The sequence below is a fragment of the Luteibacter jiangsuensis genome, from assembly GCF_030812295.1.
GTDB lineage: Bacteria > Pseudomonadota > Gammaproteobacteria > Xanthomonadales > Rhodanobacteraceae > Luteibacter > Luteibacter jiangsuensis_A.
Genome location: NZ_JAUSSK010000002.1, coordinates 394,504 through 406,689 on the forward strand (window position 1 = coordinate 394,504; position 12,186 = coordinate 406,689).

The 12,186-nt window shown below is 64.2% G+C and carries 9 protein-coding genes; 4 read left to right on the forward strand and 5 right to left on the reverse strand.

The window, feature by feature from the left end; all coding sequences use genetic code 11:
* Nucleotides 1-10 precede the first annotated feature (10 nt).
* Complete coding sequence (locus J2T07_RS07155) at nt 11-1,675, reverse strand: MFS transporter (RefSeq protein WP_306848539.1); 1,665 nt, start codon at nt 1,673-1,675, stop codon at nt 11-13.
* 12 nt (nt 1,676-1,687) lie between these two features.
* Nucleotides 1,688-3,160, reverse strand: coding sequence for a hypothetical protein (locus tag J2T07_RS07160; RefSeq protein ID WP_306848540.1), 1,473 nt, complete (start codon nt 3,158-3,160; stop codon nt 1,688-1,690).
* 169 nt (nt 3,161-3,329) lie between these two features.
* Here J2T07_RS07160 and acs point away from each other — a divergent pair, with 169 nt between their 5' ends.
* Nucleotides 3,330-5,270 (forward strand): acetate--CoA ligase, encoded by a 1,941-nt coding sequence (gene acs, locus J2T07_RS07165; RefSeq protein ID WP_306848542.1) that lies wholly within the window; start codon nt 3,330-3,332, stop codon nt 5,268-5,270.
* Nucleotides 5,271-5,273: 3 nt separating this feature from the next.
* A complete protein-coding gene (locus J2T07_RS07170) occupies nt 5,274-5,942 on the forward strand; it encodes a response regulator transcription factor (protein ID WP_306848543.1) in 669 nt (222 codons plus the stop codon).
* A gap of 1 nt (nt 5,943) precedes the next feature.
* Here the strand turns inward: J2T07_RS07170 and J2T07_RS07175 are convergent, their stop codons facing one another.
* Nucleotides 5,944-9,429 (reverse strand): hybrid sensor histidine kinase/response regulator, encoded by a 3,486-nt coding sequence (locus J2T07_RS07175; RefSeq protein WP_306848544.1) that lies wholly within the window; start codon nt 9,427-9,429, stop codon nt 5,944-5,946.
* 227 nt (nt 9,430-9,656) lie between these two features.
* Between J2T07_RS07175 and J2T07_RS07180 the strand changes: the two genes are divergently transcribed.
* Together J2T07_RS07180 and J2T07_RS07185 are read left to right on the forward strand one after the other, a co-directional pair.
* On the forward strand, nt 9,657-10,286 hold the full coding sequence (locus J2T07_RS07180; RefSeq protein ID WP_306848546.1) for a 4'-phosphopantetheinyl transferase family protein: 630 nt from the start codon (nt 9,657-9,659) through the stop codon (nt 10,284-10,286).
* Nucleotides 10,287-10,424: 138 nt separating this feature from the next.
* Complete coding sequence (locus tag J2T07_RS07185) at nt 10,425-11,168, forward strand: pyridoxine 5'-phosphate synthase (protein ID WP_306848548.1); 744 nt, start codon at nt 10,425-10,427, stop codon at nt 11,166-11,168.
* 185 nt (nt 11,169-11,353) lie between these two features.
* Here the strand turns inward: J2T07_RS07185 and J2T07_RS07190 are convergent, their stop codons facing one another.
* Together J2T07_RS07190 and J2T07_RS07195 are read right to left on the reverse strand one after the other, a co-directional pair.
* Nucleotides 11,354-11,758 carry an ExbD/TolR family protein gene (locus J2T07_RS07190; RefSeq protein WP_306848550.1) on the reverse strand — a complete coding sequence of 135 codons (405 nt, stop codon included), beginning with the start codon at nt 11,756-11,758 and terminating at the stop codon, nt 11,354-11,356.
* A gap of 6 nt (nt 11,759-11,764) precedes the next feature.
* A complete protein-coding gene (locus J2T07_RS07195; protein ID WP_090058085.1) occupies nt 11,765-12,178 on the reverse strand; it encodes an ExbD/TolR family protein in 414 nt (137 codons plus the stop codon).
* Nucleotides 12,179-12,186 lie beyond the last annotated feature (8 nt).

Below are 12,186 nucleotides of genomic sequence, written 5' to 3' on the forward strand. Positions count from 1 at the left end.
CAACGCCGGCTCAATGCTCCAGCGGAACATCCTTTGTTTCGCGGACGAAAAACAACCCGACGATGAAGGTCATCAACGCCACGGCCACCGGGTACCAGAGCCCGTAGTAGATATCTCCCTTCCAGGCCACCAGCATGAAGCCGATGGTCGGTACGAAACCGCCGAACCAACCGTTGCCGATGTGATACGGCAGGCTCATCGAGGTGTAGCGGATGCGCGTCGGGAACATCTCCACCAGCCATGCGGCGATCGGGCCGTAGACCATCGTCACGTAGAGCACGAGGATCGCCAGCAGCAACACCAGCATCGGGTAGTTCGACTGCGCCGGATCGGCCTTTTCCGGATAGCCGGCCGCCTTGACCTGCGCCGTCACTTTCGCGGTGAAGTCCTTGCTCTGCGCGGTGAATGCGGCCTTGTCCAGGCCCGTCCCTTCGAACGACTCGATCACCTGGTCGCCGACCTTCACCGTGGCCAGCGTGCCCGCCGGCGCATCCGCATTGCTATACGGGATGCCCTTCTTGGCCAGCACGCTCTTGGCGACGTCGCACGAGCTGGTGAAGGTCTTCTTGCCGACGGGATCGAACTGGAACGTGCATGCGTTCGGGTCGGCGGTGACCACCACCGGTGCCGAGGCCGCGGCGGCTTCCACGGCGGGATTGCCGAAGTGGGTAAGGCCCTTGAAGATCGGGAACATCGTCAGCGCCGCGATCAGGCAACCGGCCAGCACGATGGTCTTGCGGCCGATCTTGTCGGACAGCCAACCGAAGAAAACGAAGAACGGCGTGCCGATGAGCAGCGCGGCGGCGATCAACAGGTTCGCCGTGGTGCCGTCGATCTTCAGGCTCTGGGTCAGGAAATACAGCGAATAGAACTGGCCCGTGTACCAGACCACCGCCTGGCCGGCCGTGGCGCCTAGCAGGGCGAAGATCACCAGTTTCAGGTTCTTCCACTGGCCGAAGGCTTCCGTGAGCGGGGCCTTCGATTGCTTGCCCTCCGCCTTCATCTGCTTGAACACCGGCGACTCTTGCAGCTGCAACCGGATGTACACCGACACGCCGACCAGCACCGCCGAGATCAGGAACGGGATGCGCCAGCCCCAGGCTTCGAACTGCTCGGTGCCCAGCCCAAGACGCGTACCCAGGATCACCAGCAGCGACAGGAACAGACCGAAGGTGGCCGTGATCTGGATGAAGCTGGTGTACAGGCCACGCTTGCCCTGTGGCGCATGCTCCGCGACATAGGTGGCGGCACCACCGTATTCGCCGCCCAGTGCCAGGCCTTGCAGCAAGCGCAACAGGATGAGCAGGACGGGCGCGAGCACACCCATCGTCGAATACCCGGGTAGCACGCCGACCAGGAAGGTCGAGGTACCCATGATGACGATGGTGATCAGGAACGTGTACTTGCGTCCGATGAGGTCGCCGACGCGACCGAACACGATCGCGCCGAACGGGCGCACCGCGAAACCGGCAGCGAAGGCGAGCAGCGCGAAGATGAACTGGCTGGTCTCGTTCAGGCCGGTGAAGAACTGCTTACCGATGATCGCGGCGAGCGATCCATAGAGGTAGAAGTCATACCACTCGAAAACCGTGCCCAGGCTGGACGCGAAGATCACGCGCCTGTGGCTGGTTCCGATCGTGCCGTCGGCTCGAAGGCCGCCTGCGGTAGTCGCCATATCGGTCTCCAATCAGAACCGGTAGTTGCCGTTGAGGGTGAACTCGTTCGCCGACGTCTTCTGCCGGCCGAGGCCATTGGTCGTGGTCGAATCGAGATTGGAATGGATCCATTCCACGCTGAGGTCGTAGGAGCCGGCGGTGTATTGCAGGCTGAGCGCCTGCTGGCGGTTCTTCAGCAACCCGGCCGTATTCGGTGCGCGCCAGCGCAGCACGTCGCCTTCGTCGGGCTTGCTGGCCGAGGCGAAGCCGTAGACGCTCCAGTTCGGCGTGAACTTGTAACCCACCTGGAGGTAACCGCCCTTGTCCTTGATATCGCCGAACTGCGACAGGTCGCCGAAGATCTGGCCGATGGCGTTACCCGTATAGAGAGCGCTCTTCACGATGAAGTTGCCCGGCATCCACATGCCGCCCACTTCGAACGCCGTGCTCTTGATGTTGCTCTTGATCGGCGTGACCACGGTGCCGTCCACGCCGTGCAGGTCCATCTTGCTGTAGTGGCCGGCGGCGAAGGCCTGCCAGTTGCTGCCCTTCGCCGTGATTCGCGCCTCGACCTGCGGCTTGAAGCCGGCGTTGCCCGCCGTGAGGTAGTTCGTGGTCAGGCCGGGGCCGTTCCAACTGCCTTCGAGCACGGCGAGGTCGAAGCGCCACTTGGTGCCCGTGGAGCCATGATTGAGGTCCTGCATCCAGATCACGCCCGGATAACGCCAACCGATGACGCCGGTGCCGTAGCCCAGCGGGAAGGCGATATGCGAGAGCGACTGCGGAACATAGTCGAGCGGGAACATGAGGTCCCACATCTGGCCCACGCGGAAGGTGGTGCCCGTGTTCGCGTTGGTGATATCCATGTATGCCTGACGCAGGCGTGGTGTCGGCTGCTGCTGGCTGTAGGGGCCGGTACCGTTGAAGCCGCCGAAGAAGTCCATCTCGATGCGGCCACCGCCGCCCCAGTTCTCGGTGAACTTGGCGCCGGTGAAATCGAGCCAGAAGCGCGTATTGCGTATGTCCACGCCGCTGAGCGAATCGTTCACGCGGCCGCCCTGGCCGGGGATCGGGTACTCGGCATTGGCGCCGTTGCCGAACGTGTAGCCTTTGCTCTGGGTGAACGCGTTGGCGTTGATGAACCCATGCAGCGCCACGGACACCCCGGGTGCCGAGGTGAAGGTTGGCTTGGCCGGTACCGCGGCCACGGTCTTCTCCACCTTGGCGACCTTGTCGTCGGTCTGTTGTGCCTGGGTCTGCGCCGCCTGCGCCGTGGCCGTGGCCTGCGTGGTGGCGGCCTTTTGTTCCTGGATCATGGCTTTGAGCTCGGCGAGCTGCTGCTCGAGCTGGTTCACCCTGGACTCGAGTTCCGCTTCGCGGCTCGACGCCTTCTTCGACTTGGACTGGGCATGGGCCATGTCCGGCACCGCCGCCATGGGCAGCATGAGGGCACAGGCCACACTCAGGGCGACGGCCTTGCGGCCACCGGAACGGATCGTCTTCATCATGGTCTCCCCAACCATTGGCGAGCCGAGCATGTGACACACCCGGGTGGGGTGCCATTCGCCAAAGGTCGAACCTCGACCAAAGTCGTAGCGGCATCGCAGCTTTATGTTGCGCCGCGAGGCTAAACTTCGGACATAGCCCCACGTACCCTCGTCTCCAGGAGCAAGCATGTCCGACATCCATCCGGTCGATCCCGCCTTCGCCGCCCAGGCGCGCGTCCGCAAGGGCGACTACGAGCGCATGTACGCGCAGTCCATCCAGGACCCCGAGGGCTTCTGGAAGGAAATGAGCGAACGGCTGGACTGGATCGTGCCCCCGACGAAGATCAAGGACGTGTCGTTCGACCCGAACAACCTGCATATCCGCTGGTACGAGGATGGCCAGCTCAACGTCTCGGCCAACTGCCTCGACCGCCATCTCGACCGGCATGGCGACAAGACGGCCATCATTTTCGAAGGCGACGATCCGGGCGAGTCGCGCAGCATCACCTATCGGGAATTGCACGCCGAGGTATGCAAGTTCGCCAACACGTTGAAGAACCTGGGCGTGACCAAGGGCGACCGCGTGGTGATCTACCTTCCGATGATCCCCGAGGCGGCCGTGGCGATGCTCGCGTGCGCGCGCATCGGCGCGGTGCATTCCGTGGTGTTCGGCGGCTTCTCGCCCGATTCCCTGGCCAGCCGCATCGCCGATTCCGGCGCCAAATTGATCGTCACGGCCGACGAGGGTTGCCGCGGCGGCAAGAAGATTCCGCTCAAGGCCAACGTGGACGAATCGTTGACCCGGCCGCGCACCAACAGCGTGGAAACCGTGATCGTGGTGCGCCGCACCGGCGGCGCCATCAACCTGCAGTCGCCGCGCGACCGCTGGTACCACACGCTGATGGAAGGGCAGTCCGCCGATTGCGCCTATGAGCCGATGAACGCGGAAGATCCACTCTTCACCCTTTACACCTCCGGGTCCACCGGCCAGCCCAAGGGCGTGCTGCACACCAGCGGCGGCTACCTCGTCTATACCAGCCTCACGCACGAGTTGACCTTCGACCTGCGCGAGGACGACGTCTACTGGTGCACGGCCGACGTGGGCTGGATCACCGGTCACAGTTATGTCGTCTACGGCCCGCTTGCCAATGCCGCCACGGTGGTGATGTTCGACGGCGTACCGAACTACCCGGACTTCAGCCGCTTCTGGCAGGTGGTCGACAAGCACAAGGTCACGCTCTTCTACACCGCGCCCACCGCCATCCGCGCACTGATGCGCGAGGGCGACGCACCTGTGAAGAAAACCTCGCGCAAGAGCCTGCGCCTGCTCGGCACGGTGGGCGAGCCGATCAACCCCGAGGCGTGGAACTGGTATTACCGCGTGGTAGGCGAGGAGCGTTGCCCGATCGTCGACACGTGGTGGCAGACGGAGACCGGCGGCTTCCTCATCACGCCGCTCCCGGGCGCGACCGACCTGAAGCCGGGTTCGGCGACGCTGCCGTTCTTCGGCATCGTGCCGGCCATCGTCGATGCCGAGGGCCGGCGGCAGGAGGGCGCGTGCAGCGGCAACCTGGTGATCACGGACTCGTGGCCAGGGCAGATGCGCACCGTCTACGGCGATCACCAGCGCTTCATCGACACCTACTTCAAGACCTATCCGGGCAATTACTTCACCGGCGACGGCGCGCGCCGCGACGAGGATGGCTACTACTGGATCACCGGCCGCGTGGACGACGTGATCAATGTGTCCGGCCATCGCATCGGCACCGCCGAAGTGGAAAGCGCGCTCGTGGCGCATCCGAAAGTGGCCGAAGCCGCCGTGGTCGGTTGTCCGCACGACATCAAGGGCCAGGGCATCTATGCCTTCGTCACCCTCGTCGCCGGGGAAATGGGTAGCGACGAGTTGGTCCGGGAACTGATCGCCGGCGTGCGCAAGGAGATCGGACCCATCGCCGCACCCGATCACCTGCAATGGGCACCCGGCCTGCCGAAGACACGATCGGGCAAGATCATGCGCCGCATCTTGCGCAAGATCGCGGAAAACCAGCCCGATCAACTGGGCGATGTGTCCACGCTGGCGGACCCGGGCGTGGTGAAGAACCTCGTGGAAGAACGGTTGATCAAATAGCCCATGTCCGATGTCCTTATCGCAGACGACCATCCGCTGTTCCGCGACGCCTTGCAGCGTGCGGTGCTGGCGGCGCTGCCGGACGCCACCGTGCACACCGCCGACAGCGTGCCGGCGCTGTTCGCCCTGATCGAATCCCTGCCCGACGCGGACCTGCTGTTGATGGACCTGCACATGCCGGGAGCCCGGGGTTACTCGGCGCTCGCGCATATCCGCGGGCAGTACCCCGGCTTGCCGACGATCGTCGTGTCCGGCCACGAGGAAGGGCAGATCGCCCGGCGTGCGCTTGCGCACGGCGCATCCGCGTACATTCCGAAATCGGCGGCGGTGGAACAGATCGTCGAGGCGGTGCGCGCCGTCCTCGACGGCGATGTATGGCTTCCGCACCAATTGGTCGGTGGCAGCGTCGAACTCAAGGCGGACGAAGCCGACGTGGCCGCGCGCGTGGCATCGCTCACGCCTCAGCAGTTCCGTGTGCTCACGATGATCGCGGAGGGTCTGCTCAACAAGCAGATCGCTTACGACCTGGGTGTTTCCGAAGCGACGGTGAAGGCGCACATGACGGCGATCATGCGCAAGCTCGGCGTCTCGAATCGTACCCAGGTCGCGCTGGCGGCGAGCCATCTCGATGTGGAGAAGGAAACCTTCCCGGGCGTTTCCCAGGAAGGTTGACTCAGGCGGCGTGCGTGCCGGTGCGTTTTGCCAGCGCGACCAGCAAGGCGCGAAGCGCGGCGGGACGCACCGGCTTGTGCAACAGGGGATAGCCCAGCGTACGTGCGCGTTGCTTCAGTTCCGTGCTGCCATCCGCCGTGACCATCGCCGCCGGTGGCATCGGCGTGATCTTCGTGCCAAGCAGGTGCAGCGCCTCCAGTCCATCCATCCCCTCGCCAAGATGATAGTCGGCGAGGATCAGGTCGACGTGCGTCGTGGAAAGAATCTCCAACGCCGTGTCCACATCCACCGCGAGGCGACAATCGACACCCCAGCGGCCGAGCAGCGCACGCATGCCCTCGAGGATGGTCTCGTCGTTGTCGAGGCAGAGCACGGTAAGCGGCAACTGCTCGCCACCACCGGGACGCACGACGGCGGGAGCACGCTTACGCGACACCGCTTCGGTGCGCGGCACCGAGATGCTGAAGCAACTCCCGCGACCTACGCGCGAACGAAGGCTCAGCGCATGACCGAGGATGCCAGCGAGACGGTCGCAGATCGAAAGTCCCAGGCCGAGGCCTTTTTCACCCCAGGGCGAGGGGCGTTCCAGCCGCTGGAACTCGCCGAAGATCCGCGCTTGCTGCTCGTCGGCGATGCCCGGACCGCTGTCCCAGACTTCGATGCGTGCTTGCTCGCCATTACGACGAACACCCAACACGACGCCGCCGGCGCGCGTGTAACGCAACGCGTTGGAAAGGAAGTTGGCCACGATGCGACGCAATAGCTGCGCATCGCTGCGTACCGACAGCGATGTCGGCACGACGTGCAGGGTCAGTCCACGTTGCTCGGCGACAACGGCGAACTGTTGCCGCAACGAGTCGAACAGGTCGGCTAGCGCGAAGGGCGCGATTTCGGGACGGTAGCTACCGGCATCGAGTCGCGACACATCGAGCAAGGCATCGAGCAAGTCTTCCGCGGCGCGGAACGAGGCATCGATACGCTCCGCGAGTTGGGCCGCTTCGCTGTCGAGTCCCGGGTGTTGTCGAAGCGCCGACGTGAAAAGCCGCGCGGCATTCAGGGGTTGGAGAAGGTCGTGGCTGGCGGCGGCAAGGAAGCGTGTTTTCGACGCGTTGGCCGCTTCCGCCTCGCGACGCGCGATCGCCGTCGCGGTCAAGGCCTCGGACAATTCCGCCGTACGCACGTCCACGCGCTGCTCGAGCGTTTCGTTCGCATCGATCAACGCCTGCTCGACCGACTTGTATGCCGTGACATCGGTGAAGGTCGTGACGAAGCCGCCACCGGGCAAGGCACGTCCGCGCATTTCGATCACGGTACCGTCCGGTCGTACGCGCTGGAACACGTGGGGCGAGCCGGCACGCATGTAGCGGATACGCTTGGCCACGTGCTCGTCCACCTCACCGGGACCGCACTCGCCGTGTTCGGCGTTCCAGCGGATCAGGTCGGCGACCGGCAGGCCGACGTAGACCATGCCCTCGGGATAATCGAAAAGTTCCAGGTAACGACGGTTCCACGCGACGAGTCGCATCTCGCCGTCCACCACGCTGATCCCTTGCGAGACATTCTCCAGCGTCGTCGACAACAACTCACGATTGAAGCGCAACTCCTGCGAAGCCTCGTCCATCAAGGCCATCGCTTCGGCGATATCCAGGCCCGTGCCCGACAACGCACCCATGAGGATGCGCCGCGCACTGGCCGCGCCGACGGCACTGGCGAGGAGGCGTTCGGTGAACTGGATGAGCGGACGATCGGCGGAATCGGTGGGGGAGAGCGTCACCCCATGACGCTGTCCATATTCGTTGAATGCGCGCACGGTCACCCGATCGCCGACGATGCGGCCGGCTATCGTGCCCAGGTCGCGCACGGTCACGCGGCCACGCCAGTCGCCAGCGCCCGTCGCACTGCGCACGAACGGATCGACGAAGAGCGCCGCGTGGAGGCGCTCGGCCACGCTCGGGCGGAAGCGCAACGAGATGAAGATGAGACAGCCGACATTGAACAACAACGACCAGAACGTTCCGTGCGTGACGGACTCCCATCCCGACAGGTGGAACAGCTCGGTCGGCTTCAGCCAGCCGATACCGAAGGGGCCGTCGTCCATCCATGCGGGGTGCAACCATCCCGCGCGCGTCATCGCGGGAAGCAGCAAGGTGTACGCCCAGACGATGAAACCCGCCAACAAGCCGACATACACGCCGACACGGCTCGCACCACGCCAGTACAGCGCAGATACGATGGCCGGTGCGAACTGCGCCACGGCCGCGAACGACAGCAGGCCTGTCGCGGCGAGGTTCTCGGCGTCCGCGATCACGCGGTAGTACATGTAGGCGAGTCCCGCGAGCGCCACGATGGCGATACGGCGAACAAGCAACACGATATTCGACAGGTCGCCGCGCCGCTCGAGGTCGAGGCGCTTCACGCGCAGCAACGCCGGCATCACAAGGTCGTTGCTGATCATGGTCGCCAGCGCGACGGCGGCCACGATGACCATGCCGGTGGCGGCCGAGAACCCTCCGACGAACGCGAGCAGGGCCATGCCGTTGTCGCCGAGTGCGATCGGCAGGTTCAGCACCCAGGCATCCACGTGGCCCTGCGTTACCTGCGGCAAGTGGAGACCGGCGCTGACTATCGGCAGCACGGCCACCGAGATCAGGATCATGTAGAGCGGAAAGAACCAGCGTGCACGACGCAGGTCGCGCGGGTCTTCGCACTCGACGACGCCGATCTGGAATTGCCTGGGCAGGCAGAACATCGCGCAGAAGGCGAGCAGGGTTTGCGCGACGAAGCCCGGTGGCATGCTGCCTTTCTCCACCTGGAGCATCGGCGCGCGCATGGTCTCGACGATGCCTGGTCCGTGCAGGTAGGCGTAGACGCCGATGGCGACGAAAGCCAGCAGCTTCACCAGCGATTCCACCGCCACGGCCAGCATCATGCCGTGGTGATGTTCGGTGGCGTCGATGTTGCGGGTACCGAACAGGATGGCGAACACGGCGAGCAGGGCGGCACACCACAGCGCGGTATCCCCGAACCACCATGCGGTACTGCCCGAACCCAGCACCGAGAATGACATCGCCACGGCTTTGAACTGCAACGCGATGTACGGAATGATCGCGATCACGGCGATGATCGCGACGAGCGCGGCGAGACCGTGCGACTTGCCGAAACGTGCGGCGATGAAGTCGGCGATCGAGGTGATGTTGCGCTCGCGGGCCACGAGCACCAACCGTTCGAGCAGGCCGAAGCCCAGGACGAAGAGGAGCAGGGGTCCGAGGTAGATCGGAAGGTAGGACAAGCCGGAGCGCGCGGCGGTACCCACCGCGCCATAGAACGTCCACGATGAGCAGTACACCGCCAACGCCAGGCTGTAGACGACGGGACGCAGCTTGGGCTGGCGTGGATACAGGGGGCGGCGATCTCCGACATAGGCGATCGCGAAGAGAAGGCCCACATAGAGCAGCGACACCAGCAGCAATAGCCAGCCTGCAATCACGAATGGCGCTCCCCGTATGACACGGACTCATTCTAGAGCCTGATGGCTGCGTGTTGCAGATCCGTTCCTCGTGCTGCCGACAGAGCATCGCCGACAGGGTCGGCTCCCGCCAGGCGGCGGCAACCGGGTGGGAGCCGACTTGTCGGCGATGCTCTTGAACGGCCCCCGAAGCCATCCAATCACCAACCCACTTGCCCCAACCCTCCAATCAAAGCACGATCAACCGAATGAGCGAAGCCCCACTCCCCGTCCCGGCTCTGGATCACGACGAAATCCACATCTGGCGCACCCGCTGGTCCGGTGGCGCCGGCGAAGTGGCGTTCGCCAGCCTGCTCGCCGCCTATGCGGGCCCGGGCGCGCCACCCATCCAGCGCGGCGAACGCGGAAAGCCCTGCTTCCCGCCGCCCTTCGACACGTTGGGTTTCAACTGGTCGCACAGTGGTGACGTCGCCCTGCTCGCGGTAGGACGCGGGCAGGCGGGATTCGAAGTCGGTGTCGACGTGGAGACCGTGCGTCCGAGAGCCCGCGCCCTCGAACTTTCGAAGCGATTCTTTGCACCGGATGAGACGGCCATGCTCGTGGCCTTGCCGGAAGCGGAACGGCTGGGTGGCTTCCTCACCTTATGGACGGCCAAGGAAGCCGTGCTGAAAGCGCATGGGGGTGGGCTTTCCTACGGCCTTCATCGTGTGTCGTTCAGTCTGCCCGGCGGTGTGGCCACTCCAGGTCACTTCGAAGGCGACGTGGGGCCGGCGCCAGGATGGCGGGTTCAGCCACTCCTCCTGGGCGATGGCCTGGTATCCGCCGTGGCCTGGCGCGGTCATGAACGGAATGTCCGCGTCTTCACATTTCCGCTTTGAACCTTTTCCCCGCGGGCCGTGTCTGATTCTACGTGTGTGTGACCGTGGAGTGCGCCACACGGACGTGGCGCGAGTTATGCTGGGATGACAGTCATTACGCACGTTGCAATGGCGGCGTGCGTTTTTTTATGGACCGTCATGACCCTACTCAGCGTCAACCTCAACAAGATCGCCGTGCTGCGCAATTCGCGCGGTGGCGATGAGCCGGATATCGCCACCGCAGCCAACACCTGCATCGATGCGGGTTGCGGCGGTCTCACCGTGCACCCACGCCCCGACATGCGCCATGTCACGCCCGACGATGTACGCACATTGGCTGGACTGCTCCGTGGCCGCGTCGAGTACAACATCGAGGGCAACCCCTTCGCCGGTCCGCGTGGTGCCTATCCCGGCCTGATCGAACTCGCCCGCGAAGTGAGGCCGACCCAGGTCACCCTGGTACCTGACAGTGACGGTCAGATCACCTCCGACCACGGTTTCGACCTCACCCAGGACATCGAGCTGCTCAAGCCTGTCGTCGCGGCGTTTCGCGAACTCGGTTGCCGGGTCAGCGTGTTCGTCGACGCGGGAGGCGAGGGTTTCGCACAGGCGAAAGCCATCGGAATCCAGCGTATCGAGCTTTACACAGGCCCTTACGCTGCCGCTTTCGCGAAAGGCGATGCACGCGCGGAGCTCGCGTCGTTCGTGGATACCGCCACGCGCGCGCAACAGGCAGGACTGGCGGTGAACGCGGGGCACGATCTCAACCAGGCGAATCTCGGAACGTTCAAGTCGGCCATTCCCGGACTGGCGGAAGTGTCGATCGGCCACGCGTTGATTAGCGAGGCGTTGTACCAGGGCCTGGCGAACACCGTCCGCGCGTACCTCGACATCCTTTCCTGATCGCAACGGCAGGCGCTGACAAGCCAGGTGGATAACCGACCGCCCTGGTGAGAGCCAGTAGCCCTGGTGGGAGCCGATTGCTGGAAGGGACGGCTCCCACCAAAGCATCCCGGCAGGCCAGGCCTGCCCCAAAAAAAACCCCGCCGGAAGGCGGGGTTTTCGGTGTTACCGGACGACCGTTGCGATCAGTTGTTGACGAAACCGATCTTGGTCAGGCCCTGGCCCTTCGCGTCGGAAAGCACGCGTGCCACGACCTCGTACTGGACCGCGTCATCCGCGTCGATCTGCAGTTCCGGCTGGTTCGACTGTTGGGCGATCACCGCGATCTGAGCCTTGAGGCCCAGCTCGTCGACCGGTGTGTCGTTCCAGTACAGCGAGCCATCCTGGCGAATCTGCAGCCGGACGGGATCCGGCGGATTCTCTGGGTTGACGATGTTCGGGTTCGGCTGCGGCAGATCGATCTTGATCTTATGCGACAGCATCGGAGCCGTGATCATGAAGATGATCAGGAGCACCAGCATCACGTCGACGAGCGGCGTGACGTTGATGTCCGACATCGGGCCACCGGAGTTGCCTGAACTGAATGCCATGGTGCGTTACTCCTTGCCAGTCGACATGAAGCCGACGTGGACCATGCCGGCATCCTTGGCGTCGCCAAGGATCTTCTTTACCACCCTGTATTCGGTGGTGCGGTCCGCACGGATCTGGAGTTCCGGCTGCGGCGACTTCGCCGCCGCAACCGCGAACTGGGCCTTCAGTTCAGCCTCGCTGACTTCACCGTCATTGAGGAAGTACGTACCGTCCGGCTTGACCGCGAGATCCATCGGTTCGACCGGGGTGTCATCCTTAACGTTCGGATTAGCCTTCGGCAGATCGATCTGGACCTTATGGGACATCAGAGGTGCCGTGATCATGAAGATGATCAGCAGAACCAGCATCACGTCGACGAGCGGCGTGACGTTGATTTCCGACATCGGACCGCCACTGTTGCCCCCGCTGCTCATAGCCATGGGTCAGT